The 17,834-nt window shown below is 64.2% G+C and carries 15 protein-coding genes; 5 read left to right on the top strand and 10 right to left on the bottom strand.

The annotated features are described in order from the left end of the window. Positions 1-229: 229 nt before the first annotated feature. Entirely contained in the window at positions 230-4,642 is a 4,413-nt protein-coding gene (locus B7E02_RS01360) for a lamin tail domain-containing metallophosphoesterase family protein (RefSeq protein ID WP_080792172.1), read from the top strand. Positions 4,643-4,714: 72 nt separating this feature from the next. Continuing rightward, the gene (locus B7E02_RS01365) at positions 4,715-5,923 is read left to right on the top strand and encodes an alpha/beta fold hydrolase (protein WP_080792174.1); all 1,209 of its coding nucleotides are present in this window, start codon (positions 4,715-4,717) and stop codon (positions 5,921-5,923) included. 154 nt (positions 5,924-6,077) lie between these two features. Here B7E02_RS01365 and B7E02_RS01370 read toward each other — a convergent pair whose 3' ends face one another. The 6 genes from B7E02_RS01370 to B7E02_RS01395 form a co-directional block, all read right to left on the bottom strand. Next, complete coding sequence (locus B7E02_RS01370) at positions 6,078-7,592, bottom strand: MFS transporter (protein WP_080792177.1); 1,515 nt, start codon at positions 7,590-7,592, stop codon at positions 6,078-6,080. 473 nt (positions 7,593-8,065) lie between these two features. Further along, on the bottom strand, positions 8,066-8,869 hold the full coding sequence (gene thiD / locus B7E02_RS01375) for a bifunctional hydroxymethylpyrimidine kinase/phosphomethylpyrimidine kinase (protein WP_080794340.1): 804 nt from the start codon (positions 8,867-8,869) through the stop codon (positions 8,066-8,068). A gap of 71 nt (positions 8,870-8,940) precedes the next feature. Next, positions 8,941-9,996, bottom strand: coding sequence for a taurine ABC transporter substrate-binding protein (locus tag B7E02_RS01380; RefSeq protein WP_179129625.1), 1,056 nt, complete (start codon positions 9,994-9,996; stop codon positions 8,941-8,943). Between the two features lie 98 nt (positions 9,997-10,094). Then, on the bottom strand, positions 10,095-11,282 hold the full coding sequence (locus B7E02_RS01385; protein WP_245802116.1) for an LLM class flavin-dependent oxidoreductase: 1,188 nt from the start codon (positions 11,280-11,282) through the stop codon (positions 10,095-10,097). Continuing rightward, positions 11,279-12,043, bottom strand: coding sequence for an ABC transporter ATP-binding protein (locus tag B7E02_RS01390; RefSeq protein WP_080792183.1), 765 nt, complete (start codon positions 12,041-12,043; stop codon positions 11,279-11,281). Before B7E02_RS01390 ends, B7E02_RS01385 begins: the two co-directional genes overlap by 4 nt. Positions 12,044-12,069: 26 nt before the next feature. Further along, positions 12,070-12,948, bottom strand: coding sequence for an ABC transporter permease (locus B7E02_RS01395; protein WP_080792188.1), 879 nt, complete (start codon positions 12,946-12,948; stop codon positions 12,070-12,072). A 161-nt stretch (positions 12,949-13,109) separates the two neighbouring features. Between B7E02_RS01395 and B7E02_RS01400 the strand changes: the two genes are divergently transcribed. Continuing rightward, a complete protein-coding gene (locus tag B7E02_RS01400) occupies positions 13,110-13,457 on the top strand; it encodes a hypothetical protein (protein WP_080794344.1) in 348 nt (115 codons plus the stop codon). A gap of 70 nt (positions 13,458-13,527) precedes the next feature. Further along, a complete protein-coding gene (locus B7E02_RS01405) occupies positions 13,528-13,731 on the top strand; it encodes a heavy-metal-associated domain-containing protein (RefSeq protein WP_080792191.1) in 204 nt (67 codons plus the stop codon). Here B7E02_RS01405 and B7E02_RS01410 read toward each other — a convergent pair. The 4 genes from B7E02_RS01410 to B7E02_RS01425 are packed head-to-tail and all read right to left on the bottom strand — an operon-like array spanning position 13,721 to position 16,814. Then, a complete protein-coding gene (locus tag B7E02_RS01410; protein ID WP_080792193.1) occupies positions 13,721-14,089 on the bottom strand; it encodes a branched-chain amino acid transporter permease in 369 nt (122 codons plus the stop codon). The genes B7E02_RS01405 and B7E02_RS01410 overlap by 11 nt on opposite strands. Further along, positions 14,082-14,792, bottom strand: coding sequence for an AzlC family ABC transporter permease (locus B7E02_RS01415; RefSeq protein ID WP_080792195.1), 711 nt, complete (start codon positions 14,790-14,792; stop codon positions 14,082-14,084). The genes B7E02_RS01410 and B7E02_RS01415 overlap by 8 nt, the downstream gene beginning before the upstream one ends. Before the next feature lie 14 nt (positions 14,793-14,806). Further along, the gene (locus B7E02_RS01420; RefSeq protein WP_080792198.1) at positions 14,807-15,412 is read right to left on the bottom strand and encodes a YqgE/AlgH family protein; all 606 of its coding nucleotides are present in this window, start codon (positions 15,410-15,412) and stop codon (positions 14,807-14,809) included. Further along, on the bottom strand, positions 15,405-16,814 hold the full coding sequence (locus B7E02_RS01425) for a CCA tRNA nucleotidyltransferase (protein WP_080794346.1): 1,410 nt from the start codon (positions 16,812-16,814) through the stop codon (positions 15,405-15,407). Before B7E02_RS01425 ends, B7E02_RS01420 begins: the two co-directional genes overlap by 8 nt. Positions 16,815-16,935: 121 nt before the next feature. On the opposite strand from B7E02_RS01425, the gene B7E02_RS01430 reads away from it, so the two are divergent. Then, positions 16,936-17,790 carry an NUDIX hydrolase gene (locus B7E02_RS01430; RefSeq protein ID WP_080792201.1) on the top strand — a complete coding sequence of 285 codons (855 nt, stop codon included), beginning with the start codon at positions 16,936-16,938 and terminating at the stop codon, positions 17,788-17,790. Positions 17,791-17,834: the final 44 nt, after the last annotated feature.

A 17,834-nucleotide genomic window follows, 5' to 3' on the forward strand; every position in this document is an offset into this window, starting at 1 on the left:
CCCCCGCCCACCGTGCGGGAAGAATATGGGAAAGCACCGATTGTTCGTCTCTTATTCACATGAATTTAATAAGTTACTTCTAATGTGTCCCTCAGCACCCGGGCTCACCCGACAGACGACTCTTCTGCCGGGCGTTTCGGCATGCCCACTCCGGCCTCCCGAAACCCCACAGATTCCCACCTCCGGTGGCGCCCGGGGCTGACCTCCATTCCAATTGGAACCGTTGACAATGAAAAAGGGACACACTTTGAATCTCCGCACCAATGGCCTCCGACTGGCCATTGCCGCCACCACGGCGTGCGCAGTCACCACAGGGCATGCCGCTGTCGCCCGGGAGATCGATCTCTCCGCGCTCAATCAGGCCCCCGGCCAGGTGACCACCCCGGCGCAGGGCACCGCCGTCCCGGACGGCCCCTCCGATCTCATCATCACGGAAATTCTCCCGGATAACACCGGCGACGATGAGTTCGAGTACTTCGAGGTCCACAACACCTCCACCCACCCGGTCACTCTGGGCACCGGCGCCTACACCTTCGCCTACTCCTATGATGATTCCGCCGACACCAGCCGCGACAAGCCCCTGCAGCTGGAGCGGGATACCGTTCTAGAGGCGGGGGAGACACTGGTCGTGTGGATGAACTACGCCACGGACAAATACGATACCTCCACCTGCACCGAGGAGGAGTTCCGTGCGGCGCATGCCATGAGCGGTGCCACCCGGATAGTGCGGGCCACCGGCCAGGCCGGACTGGCAAATGGCGGGGACCGTGGCATCAGGATCATGGCCAACGATCAGGTCGCCTCATGGTCGCACTATCCCTCCGGCAGTGCCTCGGCGAACGCGGGCATCGAGTTCTCCATGCCCGCCGCAGGCAAGCGCAGCGCCACCGTGCTGCGGACCCTCGCCACCCCCACCCCGGGCGAGGTTTCCGAGGACCAGCTCATCGCACCAGCCCCGGAGCAGTCGGAGACTACGATCTTCGACGGCCTCACCTCCCCGGACACGGCGGCACCGCTGATTCTCACCGAGCTGCTCGCCGACTCCGCCAATGTGGGCGGTTCCGACGCCTATGAATTCGTTGAGATCACCAACACCACACAGAAGACGATTGATTTCTCCGACTACACCCTCAACTACCTCTATCCCACCGACGAGAACACCAACTCCAACTCCGCTGTATGGGCTGCGAAACCGGGTGACGTCCGGATAGGGCCGGGGGCGTCTCTGGTCCTCTGGATCAAGAACGGGCCCAATGACCAGCTCACCGCCACGGACTTCAACTCGGCCTACGGAACCGATCTCGTCGCCGGTGAGAACCTGGTTGAGATCCACTCGGGCGGTTTCGCCAACGGCTCGGCACGCGGAATCCAGATCCAGACCAACACCGGGCAGGTGATCAACCGTGGCTACTACAACATGGCGGGGGCCAGGGACGTCGAGGCGGACAAGGGCCTGAACTACATCGTCGACACCGCGGACACCACCAAACAGATTCTGCGCGGCAGTGCGCAGCCGACCCCCGGTCGCACCCATCCGGTCCAGCTACCGGATCCGCTGCAGCAGGTCACCCCCGACCTCGTTCCCCCGGAGGTCACCGACGACACCGGGGAGCTGATAACCCCGGGTCAGCCCTTCGCCTTCTCCTTTACCGCAAGGGACAACGTGGGGGTGCGCACCGCCTCGCTCAGGGTTCGCTCGAACGTGGATGAGACAGCCACCGAGATCAATCTCAGTGCCACTGATTCCGACACCTACAGCTGGGTCCTCCCGGCCGCCGATATCACGGGCAAGCAGTGGTTCGAGTACTCGCTCACCGTCTCCGACGGCACCTCCCGCACGACCACCGACACCAGAAGAATCCAGGTGGAGGGCGCCGAGACGCAACCGCTGCGTCTGAACCTCGCACAGGACCAGTGGGTCAACGGCACCACCGACGTCATCGGAGTCGCGGACTCCATGACAAATGTCTCGGTGCTTATCGACGACCGGACCGTGGACACGCGACGCAGCCTGCCGGCCGCGCCGACCTTTGCCATGGAGGTCACACAGACCGACGTCTTCTTCCGCAACGGGATTCTCGCCGACGGCGAGGAACTGCTCATCTTCGATGAGGGCACCTACGAAAGAATAGAGACCGTATCCACCGCCGTTCCGCTGTACCGGATCAACGCCGACGGCACACTGACGGTCAGCGTCTACGCGGGAACCAAGGCCGCCCCGGCCATTGATCCCGATGAGAACAACGATGACTTCCAGATCCGCAACCTCCGCCTCATCCTTCCCGACGGCCGGACCCTCACCCCGGCGGGCGTGGGCAATCAGCAGGATTGGCTGAAGATGGGCGATAGCGCCGGCACCCTGGACTTCTTCGACGCGACCTTCCAGCTCCCCGACGATGCATTCACCGGGGTGGCGCATGCCTGGGACACCACCGTTGCCGAGGATGGCAGGCACACCGTGACCGTTCGCAGGGAGAATGGGCAAAGCATCAGCCGCAGCGTGCAGGTGGACAATACCGGACCGGAACTGACCATCACCGGGGTCGGGGAGGGCCAGGAGCTTCGGGGCACAGTGGAGATCGACGCAACCGCCGACGACTCCGGATCCGGGTTGGACAGTGTGGAGGCCCTCCTCGACGGCGAACGTGTCGATTTCCCCCTCACCACCGGATCCCTCGACCTGGAGAAGGGTGAACACACCCTGGTCGTGCGTGCCCAGGATGCCGTGGGCAACCGCACGGAGCGCACCATCACCTTCACCACGCCGGATGAGAATCCGATCAGCGGTGATTTCGCACCCACCGGGGGAGCGGTGGTCCCGACGGGCGATGTGAAACTGACCGCCCGCGCCAATGATCCCAGTGGAGATCAGCTGGATCTGACCTTCCTGGAGGCGGATTCCCCGACACTTGACAGTGGCAGGGTCCGCACATCCACTGGATCCGTCTCCGATGCCGCCACCACCGAACGCGCACAGCCGGCCACGCTGAGCAGGGAGGAGGTGGAGAAGCTGGGCACCACCGATGGTCTGGGAACAGAGGTCAGCTCCGACTCCGCCTTCCCCTACCAGCTCTTCGACATCGACACACCCGCCGACATGGCGGCCGACACCCGGCTGCGCATCAACTGGGCGGGATCCGCGGACAGCCGCGCACAGGTCATCCTCTACGCGCTCAGCGCCGACCGCTCGACGTGGGTGGAGGTTGATCGTCACCTCACCGGCCGGGAGCAGGAGAACTTCACCCTCGACGGCATGGTCAATGCCGCGGAGTTCGCCGTCGATGGCACCGTCACCGTCCTGGTCCAGCATTCGGAGGGATTCGCCGGCGCAGATCACACCACCCGCGACTCGGCGGTTGTCCCCGCCCACCCGGGTGACGTGCCGCGTTCGGACTATGACTTCACCCTCGCCTGGGAGTCCGATACCCAGTACTACAACGAGCAGTACTTCGAGCACCAGGTCCACATCCACGATTATCTGCTGGAGCAGCGGGAGAACAAGAACATCCAGTTCCTCTTCCACACCGGTGATGTCGTCGATGACTTCGACCAGGCAAACCAGTGGGAGAACGCCAGTCCGCAGTACGCGCGCCTCGATGAGGCCGGCCTGCCCTATTCCGTTCTCGCCGGCAACCACGATGTCGGACACCGCGACAATGACTACACCGAGTTCAGCCGCTACTTCGGCGAGCAGCGCTATGCCGGCAACCCCTGGTACGGCGACAGCTACAAGGACAACCGCGGACACTATGATCTCTTCTCCGCCGGTGGGATCGATTTCATCAACGTCGCCATGGGCTGGGGCCCGGGCGATGAGGAGATCGCATGGATGAACCAGGTACTTGCGGCCCACCCGGAACGGGTTGCGATCCTCAACCTTCACGAGTTCATGCTGACCACCGGAGGGCTGGGCCCGATTCCGCAGCGCATTCTCGATGAGGTCGTTGCCACCAACCCGAATGTGCGCATGGTCTTCTCCGGCCACTACCACGACGCCTTCCAGCGCACCGACTCCTTCGACGATGACGGCGACGGCACCAAGGAACGCACGGTGACCTCCATGCTCTTCGACTACCAGGGGCTGCCCGAGGGCGGCCAGGGGTACCTGCGCATGCTCCACTTCGACAACGAGGGAAGGAAGATGATGGTGCGCACCTACTCCCCATCCCTGCAGGACTACAACTCCGATGAGCCCTCGCTGCTCGGGCCGGCGGAAGATCCCTACAAGTACCAGGAATTTGACCTCTCCTATGATCAGCTGGGTATCGCCCCCGAGGGTCGGGTACTCACCAGCGATTCATTCAGCGCTGATTTCCTGAGCACCACGGAGATCGGGTCCGTCCACGACGTCGCCTCCGGAGATACCGCCTCCGTGGTCTGGCGGGACGTGAAACAGGGCCGCCACAGCTGGTTCGTCCGCACCGAGGATCCCTTCGGTGGCACCGAGATCTCCGCGGTGCAGTCCTTCATCGCCGGAAAGGATGATTCCGGCACGGACACCGGCGGCTCCAGCGGCAGCAGCCACAGCGGATTCTTCGGGAAACTGGCCGCGGTTGTCGCCGGGGCCATCGGTCTGGCCGGAGCGGCCTTCGCGTTCGTTCCCGGCCTCTGGGACCAGATCCAGGGATTGTTCCGGAGGTAGCGACACAATCTCCGGAGGTGTGGATAGGCTGGTTGTGCACCTGTCACAGCACAACCAGCCCGAAGGACGGACATGTCTCGAAGAACACTATCCCTGGTCCTGACCGCCGCCCTCGTGGCGGGCACGCCGGGGGTGATCCACATCCCGCGGGCCGCCGCCAACGCGGTGATCACCGAAAACACGCAGTACGACGGGGACTTCTACGACTGGCAGGGCGAGATCCCCGCACCGGGCACGCTGCTCAGGGTGGCCGACTACGCGGGCTCCGTTCCCGCCGGGGCACGCGCCCTGAGGATCCTTTACGCCACCACCCGCGGCGACGGGTCGCCCGCTGTGGCCAGCGCGGTCGTGGCGGTACCGACGACGCCCCCGAGGTCCGCCACACGCACCGTCATGGCATGGCAGCACGGTACCACCGGGGTCGCCAGGGCCTGCGCACCCAGCCTGACCCCGGATGCCCTGACCGAGGACGCCATCCCGGGTATCTCGCAGGCCATTGAACGCGACTGGGTCGTCGTGGCAACCGACTATCCGGGACAGGGTACTGCCGGGCGCTTCCCGTACCTCATCGGCGAGGGCGAGGGACGATCCACCCTGGACGCCATCCGTGCCAGCCGAGGGCTCGAGGGAGCACAGGCGGGCGCGGATGCCCTGCTCTTCGGTCACTCGCAGGGCGGTCACGCAACCCTGTTCGCCGATCAGATCTCCGCGTCCTATGCACCCGAGCTGAGAATCCGCGGTGTCGCGGCACTCTCCGCCGCGGCTGATCCGCTGTTCATGGCGCGCAGGATCCTGTCCACCACATCACCGTTGGCACCGGTGGTGGGATCCTATGTCCTGGTTCCCTACTCCGAGGAGTACCCCGACGTCAGGCTCGGTGACTACCTGTTCCCCGGTACCGAACCGCTGATCCGTTCCTTCGCATCCACCTGCGTAGGCGATGAAGGGATGACCAACGCGGTTCTCAGCTCGGCGGGGCTGACGAAGGTACTGCCGGCACCGGTGATCAACGTCAATCTGGACACCACCCCCGCGGGCGCCCGTCTCCGCGAGAACATCGCCTCCGGGCAGGGGGACGCGCCCCTGTTCCTCGGACAGGGAACCGAGGATGAGGTGGTTCCGGTGGACAGCCAGCGGGAGATGGCGCAACGGGCGGGCGAAACGCAGCGGAGGGTGGAGGTCCACGAGTACCTGGGAGGAACCCACATGAGCGTCATTGCGGCGGACTCCCCGCTACTGGGTGACCTCTTCGCCTGGGTCGACACCCTGGAACTCCGGTAGTCGACCGCCCCCGGGTGGGCACCGGAGCAGAAACGGTGCCACGAAGGGAACCGAACCCGGCGGACGGTGGTGGGTACATGAACACCCCGCCCCCACCCTCAGGTGCTCTGAAGGCGGGGGCGGGGTGTGATGCGCGGTGGGCGTCGACAGGCGGTCAGCTCTTGGCCGGCTCTATGACCTCGACCTGATCCTCGGTGAAGGGCATGTGCGAGGTATCGATATTGGGGTCGTTGTCCTGGGTGGCCACGATCTCGTGCGCCTCCCGGGTGGTCTCCACGGTGGGGAAGGAGCCCAGCAGCGGCTTCTGGGAGGATTCCGTCATGAACAGCAGGGCGATGCCGGCGATTGCGGAGAAGAACATGATGTACAGCGCCGGTACGATGTCCAGTCCGGTCTTCTGCAGCAGGAACTGGGTGACCAGCGGAGTCGTACCACCGAAGAGTGACACCGAGATGTTGTAGGAGATACCCATTCCGGAGAATCTCGAGGCGGTGGGGAACAGCGCGGGCAGGGCCGAGGCGGAAAGCGCCACGTACAGGCCGGTCGGGATGGCGACCATGGACAGGGCGATCAGGACGGCCCCGATGGAACCGGTGTTCATGATCATGAAGGCGGGCACCATGAGCACCAGCGTCGCACCGACGGCGGTGGCGTAGACGGGCCTGCGGCCCACCCGGTCGCTCCACTTTCCGATGAAGGGAAGCATCAACGACATGGCAACCAGCACCGGAACGGTCACGGCGGCTGCCGATGCGGAGTGCAGACCGATCTGTTCCTCCAGGTAGACGGGCATGTAGCTGGTGAGCGCATAACCCGCGGTATTGGTGGCCGCCACGATCGCGATGCCGATCAGCAGCGGGCGCCAGTGGTGGCGGACAACCCCGGCCAGACCGAGACGGGAGTAGGGATCCTCGGAATCCTTCTCGATGACCGCCTCGTCCTCCGCCTGATTGTTCTCGAAGGCCGGGGTTTCCGGAATCCTGGTGCGCAGGTAGACGGCGATGATACCGAGCGGGATCGCGGTCAGGAAGGGGATTCGCCATCCGAAGTCCGCCATTGCGTTCTCCCCGGCGAAGTGGGTGGTCACCCAGGTGGTGATGGCGACCACGGAGGCACCGGCGGCGAAACCCAGGTAGGAACCCATATCGAGGAATGATCCGAAGAAGCCGCGACGGCGGTCGGGGGAGAACTCGGCCACGTAGGTGGTGGCACCGGCGTACTCACCGCCGGTGGAGAAACCCTGAACCATCTTCAGCAGGTAGAGCAGGATCAGCGCCCACCCACCTATCGACGCCGCCGTCGGCAGCACACCGATGAGGGCGGTGGAGATGGCCATCATGGCCATGGTGACATAAAGGACCTTCTGGCGGCCGACCTTGTCACCGAGCGGGCCGAGAACCAGGCCACCGATCGGACGGACAAGATAGGATACGGCGAAACCGAACATCACCGCGAGCAGCTGCCATTCCTGGGGGAGCCCCTGGGTGAACACCGCGGTCATGGTGACGGTCAGGTAACCGTAGATTCCGAAGTCGTACCACTCCATGAAGTTGCCCACGACGGTTCCCTTGATGGCGGGACGGATCTTCTTCGGCGGGACAACGTTTACATCATCAACAGTCAACCGGGGGGTGCTGTCAATCTTCTTCTTTGAGCGAATTGGGCTCACGAGTTTTAGCCTCTCGTCTGCTTCTCATATGGGCGCCCGTGTACTTTGCGCCCTCTGTCCGTGCTTCCTTCTTCCTGAGTTCCTCCTGAGTTTTTCTCAGCCAATGACAGAGTCGGATCCTGTGTTGGATCCTGTCCGAATTAATTGATGGTCATCGACGTTACTCCCCCCACCATCCCCGAGCACAACTTTTCCAAGGCTCATACCAGCACAAATGCTCTCAAAACTCAGCGAAGCTGCTGGATATCGGGGGTAGGTTACAAAATGGTTAAGGTTTCGCACGCCATGTGCACACTCCGGCAAATCCTTAAATACCGGGGGCCACGGCTGGCACTCAGACAACCCCGCCGTGTGTCGGCCAGATGCCGACAGCCGCCGTCGACCGGGCGCTGTCACCGGTGCGGCGGGACGTCAAAGGCGCGGTGCGGGATCCATCACCGCGTACCGCGCCCTACTCAGTTGTCCAACAGACCCTAGTCCCTGTTGTCCGCGCTCAGCCACACGGAGCTAAACGGTGCATTCGATGTCTGGGCATCGTGGACGGCCCGGGTGACCACGCGTTTAGCGGCGGCCACGGCATCGACCACCCCGGCGCCCTTGGCCAGTTCGGCCGTAATGACGGCGGCGAAGGTGCAGCCCGCGCCACTGACGCGGTCCTGTCCGATCTTGGGTTCGCTGAACACGTGGAAGTCGGATCCGTCGAAAAGCACGTCCACAGCGTCGGGGCCGGGGAAGTCGATGCCGCCCTTGACCACGACGTATTTCGGTCCCTGCTCGTGGATCAGGCGGGCGGCCTGCTTGAGATCCTCGACGGTCTCCAACGAGCTGAGGCCGGAGAGTGTCACGGCCTCGAAGTTGTTGGGGGTGATCACCGTGGCGTGGGGGAGCACCTTCTCACGCAGTGCGGTGTCGGTGTCCAGGGCGGCACCCGGCTCCTGCCCCTTGCAGATCAGCACGGGGTCCAGCACCACATGACCGAATGCGTGCTCCTGAAGCGCCTCCGCAACAACATCGATGGTCCGCGGTGCACCGAGCATACCGATCTTGACCACGTTGAGATCATGGGCGCTGGTGGCCGCCTCGATCTGATCGGCGATGACCCGGGGGTCCACCGGTACAAAGCGGTGGGCCCAGTTGTTGCCGGGGTCGAAGGAGACGATGCACGTTATGGCACCGATTCCATAGACATCCAGATGCTGGAAGGTCTTCAGATCGACCTGGATTCCGGCGCCGCCGGTTGCCTCTGAGCCTGCAATGACAAATGCGTAATTGACCACACAGTCAAACTTAGAACGCCGGCAACCGAAACGGGGCATTTCCCCGGGTGTTTTCATTCACCCCCTCGGAATCAATCGGGGAGATTGTCCGCGGAGTAGGCGTTGAGGTACACGTCGTCCGCGGCCAGGGTGTCGATGATCCCCTGTTGCTGGAGGAACACCGCTGTATCCAGCAGGGTTCGACCGACGGTGGTGCTCAGCAGGTCCTTCTGCTCACCGGCCAGGGGGGTGCTGCTCAACTCGAGGTAGCGCTGCGTGTCCTCGACGTCCATCTGCATCTCACCCGCGATGATCGCGGCGACTCCGGCCGGATCATCATTGATTCTCTGGGCGGCATCCCCGAGCAGCTGGTTGTAGGTGCGGAGGAAGTCCGCGTTGGAATCGACGAAGGAGTCGGTCGCACTGAGCACGGTGTAGGCGGGGTATCCGAGCTCCGCCACATCACCGCTGGTCATGATGACATGGCCGGAGCTCTGGACCTCCGAGAACACCGGATCCCAGATCCAGGTCGCGTCGATTTCATCTCCACCCCAGGCCGCGAGGGTCGCGTCCGCGCCCATGTTGATCACATTGACGTTGCGACCGGGCTCCAGACCGTTCTCCTCCAGTGCCTTGAGCAGCGCGTAGTGCGCCGTGGAGGCGAACGCCACCGCGATGTTCTTACCCTCCAGATCAGCAACCGACCGGATGGCCGGATCCTTGACAACCAGACCCTCACTGCGGTCGGTGGAACCCATCACCCAGGTGACCTCGATGGGGGTCACACTGGGATCGGAGAGGCTCCTGCTGACCGGGGGAGTACCGATTCCCGCGAGGTCGATGGACCCCGCGGCGTACGCCTGCAGCATGTCCGCACCGGTATCGAAGCGGATGTAGGACACATCGGCATTGGGCAGGCAGCTTTCCGTCTGGCCCTCCGCCATGATCACGTGCATGTTCGGCAGACCGCTCTGATAGCCGATGCGCACGGTACCGGTGTAGTCCTCATTCACCTCGACGGGGCATTCCTTCTGCGCACCCGACCCGCCGGCGCCACCACTGCCGGCCGGTCCTCCGACGCAGGCACTCAACATCACACCCACTGCCGCCAGCGCTGCGGCGGCGGCCGTCATCTTCTTAGCTCGCACAATACTGCCTTTCAGTTTGGGGTAATTCATCTGTGTTGTCCCGGCCGGGGTCCCGGCCGTATCCGATCCGTGGGCCGAATCCGGCCACGGTGAGACACTCACCGCGGCACTCCGGCCACCGTGTCCCCGGAGCCGGCCCGGACGCCACGTCGGCGCAGGGCCGGGATGACGCCCTCTCCGATGTGGAAGGTCTCCTCCAGATGCGGATATCCGGAGAGGACAAAGTGTTCCTCACCCGCATCCCGGTACAGCTCGATCAGTTCGGCCACCTCCTCGTAGGAACCCACGAGGGCGGTGCCCGCACCGCCGCGGACCAGCCCGATCCCCGCCCAGACACCCGGCTGGATCTGCAGTGCCCGAACGTCGGTGTCCGCATCGAAGCTGGCCAGCTCAGTGTAGGTTTCATTCATTCGCTGCTGCCCCTGGGACTGGGCGTTGCGCAGGCCCCGCTGAACCCTGGCCACCTGCTCGGGATCGCAGTTCTCGATCAGCCTGGACGCCACCGCCCACGCCTCCTCGGAGGTGGGACGGGCAATGACGTGGAAGCGGATGGCATGCTGCAGGTCACGGCCCCTGTGATGCGCAAGCTCCGACACCCTGGCGGCGAGTGCGGAGACCCGTTCGGAGGTCTCGCCCCAGGTGAGGTAGACATCCGCGTGCTGGGCGGCGATCTCGAGCGCGATGTCCGAGGCACCACTGAAGTACACCGGCGGCAGCACCGCCGGCTGCTGGTCGATGGCGGCCCGTTCCACGTGCACATAGTCGCCCCTGGTGGTGATGGGTTGCTCCGAGGTCCACAGTGAGCGCAGCAGCGCCAGGTACTCACCCGACCGCTGATAGCGCTGGTGCTTGTTCAGGAAATCCCCATAGGCACGCTGCTCTCCGTCCTCGGCGCCGGTGACCACGTTCAGCGCGAGCCGGTTTCCGGAGAGATTCTGGAAGGCCGCCGACATCTGCGCCGTCGTCGTGGCCGAGATCACCCCGGGGCGCACCGCCACCATCAGTTTCAGCGTGGTGGTGGCGGGGATGAGTGCGGAGGCCACCACCCACGGGTCCTGGCACCATGCCCCCGTGGGAACCAGCATGGAGTCCAGGCCGTTGGCCTCCGCGGCCTGTGCGATCTGCGTCAGGTAGGACAGGGTCCCGCGCCGCACCTTTTCCGCAGCACCCCGCGCATCAGGGGTGGTGGAATAGGAATGCGCCGAGTCGATGATGCCTGTGGAATCGCCGTAGGTCGGCAGAAACCAGTGAAGTGACACCGGGGTGCTGTTGACCATGTTCCTCATACCTCCGCTTCCTGCGCCCGGTACACCGAGGCCGTGAACTTCTCCCGCAGCTTCACAAACTCCGGATCCGAACGGTTTCGATCCAGCTCCGCCGGTATGGCGACGTCCTCGATGATCCGGCCGGGGTTCTTGCCCATCACCAGAATCCTGGTGGACAGAAGAACGGCCTCCTCGACCGAGTGGGTGACAAAGATGATGGTCCGCTTGGTCTCCAGCCAGATGCGCCTGAGCTCATCCTGCAGTCTCTCCCTGGTGAGGGCATCGAGCGCGCCGAAGGGCTCATCCATGAGGATCACAGGGGACTCTCCGGCCAGCACCCGCGCGATCTGCGCACGCTGCTGCATACCGCCGGAGAGTTCATATGTCTTCTTGTCCGCGGCATCGGAGAGGTTGACCAGGTCCAGGTAGTGCTGCGCCCGCTCGCGGCGTTCCTTCCGGCTCCTGCCCGCGTAGCGGCCGGCCAGCTCGACGTTTCCCCGGACCGAGAACCAGGGGTAGAGGGTGGGCTGCTGGAACACCAGGCCCCTGGTGGCGGAGGGCCCGGTCACCGGGGCATCGTCATGCTCGATGCTTCCGCTGCTGTAGGGCAGTATTCCGGCGATGATCTTGAGCAGTGTGGTCTTGCCGCATCCGGACGGTCCGATCACGGAGATGAACTCACCGGCCTCTATGTCTATGGAGACGTCATCGAGTACGACGTGCCTCTCATTCCGGTTCTCGTAGGTCTTGCCCACCTCGGTGAGCGTGATTCTGCTGGTCATATAATGAACTCCTTGGTTTTCTTCCGCTAGCCCTTGCCATGCCACGGCACGAAGATGCGCAGGGCCTGGGTGGCGATGAGATCGAGCGCCACGGCGGTGATACCGATGACGATGATGCACACCACGGTCAGTGGCGTCTGCAGCTGCTGGCCCGAGATGTAGGCGAGGCCGCCGATCCCGGGGATGCCGTTGTTCAGCTCGGCTGCGACCACGGCGGCCCATGCGAGTCCGATCGCGAGCCGGAGACCGGTGACGATCTCGGGCAGAACTGCGGGTATCACCACGGTCTGCAGGACCTGCAGACGGCTCGCACCGAGCGTGCGCGCCGCCAGGACCCGGTCGCCCTGCACACCGGTGACGCCGGTGATCGTGGATATGGCGATCGGGGGGAAGGAGGCGATGAACAGCAGCCAGACCTTGGACACGTCACCGACACCGAACCAGACGATCAGCAGTCCGATGTAGCCCAGGGGTGGCAGGGCCCTGAGAAAGTTCACATAGGGCTCCACCGCGGTACGGATGAGCGCGGAGGAACCGGCGGCGAGCCCGAGGACGATGCCGAAGACGGCGCCGGCGCTGACTCCCACGGCTATCCGCTGCAGACTGGCCAGTAGATGCTGCCACAGGAAGTAGTTCTGCTCCCCGCACACGATGCGGTCCGTTCCCGCCGGGCCGGGCCTGCAGGTGTTCGATTCCACGAAAGCGGTCCAGACGGCGCCGGGGCCGGGCAGGAAAACCGGTTTGACCAATCCGAGGGCCGTGACCGCCCACCAAGCCAGCATGAGCGCGGCGAACACCCCCACCTGCAACCGCAGGGAGGACCAACGCGATGAAAGCAGCCGCCTGGATCTGGTGGGAGAAGCCGGCTCCGGACTCCTCGATGTCGTCTCAGCAACCGTTACCATGTGCTGACCTCATTTCGGTTAGTGAAACATTCGGGGTGTAAGAAACACTAATCTAGACAGCTCTGTTCAATAAAAATATACTTCCACTGTGGATATAAGTGGTGCCGTACTCGCGCTCCCGCCCTGGCTCCGATAGGGTCCGGACGTTTATGCTGATCAGAATGAGCAATGAAATCTACGTCCGGACGACCATCGAGATCCCGGGCGCGCCCGCGGTCATTCACCTGGCGGAGATGACTCCGCTTATCGACGCCCCCGACAGCGCACCGGCGATGTGCGCACTGGCGCGCATCATCGAACTGAGCGGCGACGAGAAGGGGGAGACCATCACCGGGGCGGGCCGTATACCGGGCCCCTCACGGGGCCTGGCGGCCGAACCGAATGAGGTGGTGCCGCACCCGGACTCCTACGCGGACTTCCCCGACATCAGCTCGGAAATGATCACCTCCGATGTCTTCGAGGGACTGTGGTTGGAGGCGGCGGCAAAGTTCCCCGAGGTCACCGACTAGACCAGGCACCATACCCCTTGGGGGTATAGGATGGCGGATGCACCCACCTTGAGAAGGGACCTAAAAGATCATGGCCATCAAGAACTACACCGTCGAGGGAATGACCTGTGCGCACTGCAAGGCATCCGTGGAGGAGGAGATCAGCGAACTCCCCGGTGTCGCCTCCGTCGACGCCGATGTTGCCAGCGGGGCGGTCACCGTTTCCGGCGAAGGCTTCACCGATGCGGACATCCACGCCGCCGTCAAGGAGGCCGGATACACCCTCAGAGCATGAGGTGAGCAGGTTGGACAACCAGATTCACCAGCACCATGTAGGCCACGGTGCCTCCGATGATGGACAGCGCGGCCGAACCCCTCCACCAGTGCAGGGCCACGGTCACCGCCACCGCGGCCAGTGAGGCCCACACGCCACCCGGCTCCGAACTGGAGGAGAACAGGGTGTAGATCACGAGCACGCTCATCACACCCACAGGCATCGTGCGACCAAGCATGCTCATCAACTCGCTGCCCTGCATCTTCCGCACGGCAACGAAGGGGATGAAGCGCAGCACCACGGTGATGATCGCGACCGGGATCAACACCGCGGCCACCTGGTACAGGCTCACCCCCTCGGGCAGTCCGTGCTCACCCATGGTCACGCACCTCCATCCGATGGTCCAGGGCCGGGAATCGGTAGCGCAGCAGCAGGATCACAAAGTAGGTGCTCAGTGCGATGATGAGCATCTGTCCGGGGGCGAGCAGACCCGCACAGACAGCCAACAGCCCCGCGGTGAGGGGAAGGGAGTAGTCCCGGTTGCTTTTGAACGTCTCCCAGGCGAGCACGACGAAAAGCGCGGTGAGTGCGAATTCCATCCCCCGCAGGCCGTCGGGAAGCACCTGACCGACCAGCGCACCGATGATGCCCGGGAGAATCCACAGCAGCTGGCAGACCACCTGAATCGTCAGCACCCGGACACCGGAGATCGCCCCGGGCGGACGCGCGGAGACGATCGCATAGGACTCATCGGTGAGGGCATAGGTGGAGTACGCCCGGCCCGCGCGCGATCCCACCCGGTGCCGGGGAAAGGTCAGTCCATAGAAGATGTGCCGGAAGTTCACCATCAATCCGGTGACGGCTGCGGAAAACGGCCCGACCCCGGCGCCGATCAGCCCGATGGCCAGAAACTCCATGGAACCCGCGTAGATCACCACGGAGAACACCGGCGTCCACCACCAGGCGTATCCGGACTGCACCATGAGAAGGCCGAAGGCCAACCCCAGGGGGATGAGTCCGAGACCGACGGTGAGCGTCTCCGCGATCCCGCCGCGAACTTCCTTCAGCGTTTCCCTAGTCACATACACCGGGCTCTCTAGTTGTCGTGCGGGTCGGAGGGATAGGTGGAGTAGAGGGGCAGGGGCATTGGCTGACGGCGCATGACATCTCCCCAGACATCCACACGCCCGGGTGCCAGGACATCCGAGGGCAGGGCCGGTGCGACATACCAGTCACCGGCCTCGATCTCGGCCTCCAGCTGACCGGGCGCCCACTCGGCGTAGCCTGCGAAAAAGCGCATTCCCTCCAGTGATTCCGCGATCTCGGTGGGCGAGGAACGCAGATCGACGTGGACCAGACGGTTGGCCAACCGGTTGAAATGGGTGGTGGCAGCGGGATCCACACCGGCCTTGGTGATCGCCAGTCCCACCACGGCCTGCTGATTCAGCGGTCCACCGATGTAGAGCGCCTGCGGCTTGGCCGCCAGATCCGTCCATTCGGGCAGGACGTTGGCCACGGCCAGGTCACTGCGGGCGGCCAGGTTCACCCCGAAGGTGGTCGACTGGGAATGCTCGATGACCAGCACGACGCTGCGGTTGAACTCCACCGATTCCATATCGGGCGCGGCCACGAGCACCATGCCGGGGGAGACCTCGTTTCGCTCCAGTGCGTTGAACAGCCTGTCAGCGTAAAAATCACTCATTGCCTTGTCCTTCCCACCACGCCTTGAGTTCGGCGACGGCTTCCTCATGCTCGAGCGGTCCGCGTTCCAGCCGGAGTTCCTTGAGAAAGGCCCATGCCCTGCCCACCTCGGGTCCCGCCGGAATATCCAGAATCTCCATGATCTCATTGCCGTCAAGATCCGGGCGCACCCGGGCCAGATCCTCACGTTGGGCAATATCTGCTATCCGCTCCTCCAGGTGATCGTAAGTGGCCTGGAGTCGCTGCGCCTTCCTTTTATTCCGGGTGGTGCAATCGGCGCGCACCAGTTTGTGCAGCCGGGGGAGCAGCTCACCGGCGTCGGCGACATAGCGGCGGACCGCCGAATCGGTCCACTGGCCCTCGCCGAAGCCGTGGAAGCGCATGTGGAGGAAGATCAGCTGGCTGACGTCGGAGATCATGTGCTTGGAGTACTTCAGTGCACGCATCCGTCGGCGAACCAGCTTGGCGCCCACCACCTCATGCTGGTGGAAGCTGACCCGGCCCCCGTCGCTGAAGTCCCGGGTCTCCGGCTTACCCGCATCGTGGAGCAGTGCGGCCCAGCGCAGCACCAGGTCCGGTTCGTCCTCCTGGTCGATGGCCTGCCTGAGCACCTGCAGCGAATGCTGGTAGACATCCTTGTGCTGCATGTGCTCATCCTGGGTCATCTGCATCGCGGGGATCTCCGGAAAGATGATCGCCGCAAGTCCGGTGGAGACCATGAGCTCGATGCCCGCCTCGGGGTGTTTACCCAGCATCATCTTGTCCAACTCGACCTGAACGCGCTCGGCGGTGATCCTGCTGATCTCTCCGGCCATCGCGGTCATCGCGGCAACCACCCGGGGGGCGACGGTAAAACCCAGCTGGGAGACGAACCGCGCGGCGCGCAGCATGCGCAGGGGGTCATCATTGAAGGACTGCTCCGGCGGGGCCGGGGTGTCCAGTACACCGGCGAGGAGATCGTCCAGGCCTCCGACGGGATCGTGGAAGGTCAGCGAGCCGTCACCGGCGATCTCCACGGCCATGGCGTTAACCGTGAAATCACGTCGCACCAGATCGCCCTCGAGGGTGTCCCCGAAGGTCACCTCGGGATTGCGGGAGTGCCCGTCATAGGAATCGGCGCGGAAGGTGGTGATCTCGATCTGCTGGCCCGCCTTCTCCGCCGACACGGTCCCGAAGGCGATACCGGTGTCCCACACCGCATCGGCGTACCCGTCGAGGATCGTGCGGGTCTGCTCCGGACGTGCCGGAGTGGTCAGATCGAGGTCATGGCCGAGATGGCCAAGAAAAGCGTCGCGGACGGAGCCGCCGACCAGGTACAGCTGTTGCCCTTTCGCGGCAAAAGCCGAGGCCAGGGGCTGAAGGATCCCGGAGAGCCCGGCTATTGCCTGGTGGGCCCGTGCCATCAGGGCGAATCGGTCATCGTCGCTTTGATCGTCCAGGGAATTCACGGATCATTAGTCTACCCACTGACTTGGGGTGGTTCGTTAATACCTATTGTCCCGTGCTCACGATACGATTGTTTGAATGAGTGACTTGAAGCCTGAGGGGAGCACCAGCGGGGCGCCGAAACGTCGGCGTCGCCGTCGTTCCCGGCGCTCTTCAGGTCAGAAGCAGAATCCGGAGTCCAGGGCGCAGAACAGTACCGCCGATGTCCCGGGAGAATCCCCGAAGACCGCACAGGGCCCCGACTCAGCACCAACCAGGACCGATGGTGGATCCCCCGGCCCCGACCGGCGCAAGCGTTCCCGGCGGCGCGGCGGGAACGCCGCAACCAGGCAGCAGACGCCGAACCCGGAGAAGAAGGGGGAGGGCGGCCAGAGGAGGCGTCGTAAAGCGAATCCGCGCCGTGTGCACCAGTCCGGCCAGCAGTCCCACATGGAAACCTCCAATGAGACCTCCGCGGGAGGACTCGTTGTATCCGGTCTCGCCGAATCCGTCTCCGCGGATGGTCAGGTGGATCTTTCCAAGGTCTACGTCGCGCTGATCGGACGGTTGGACCGTCGGGGCAGGCTCCTGTGGTCGATGCCGAAGGGGCACGTGGAGCCGGGCGAGGACAAGGCGACCACCGCCGAGCGCGAGGTGTGGGAGGAGACCGGCATCCACGGTGACGTCTTCGCCGATCTGGGTGTGATCGACTATTGGTTCGTCTCCGAGGGCAAACGGATCCACAAGACGGTCCACCACCATCTGCTGCGCTACGTCGATGGCGATCTCAACGATGAGGATCCGGAGGTCACGGAGGTCTCCTGGATCCCGGCCCACCAGCTCATCGAGCATCTCGCCTTCGCCGATGAACGCAAGCTCGCCCGTCGTGCGCATGATCTGCTGCCCGAGCTCGCCCGCAGGGAGAAGGCCGAGGGAAGGGCAACCCCGAGGTGACTGCCGCCGCCCGCGCCCGAACCGCGGCAGGCAGCCCCGGGGGG

It is taken from the genome of Corynebacterium pacaense, from assembly GCF_900169525.1.
Taxonomy (GTDB): Bacteria; Actinomycetota; Actinomycetes; order Mycobacteriales; family Mycobacteriaceae; genus Corynebacterium; species Corynebacterium pacaense.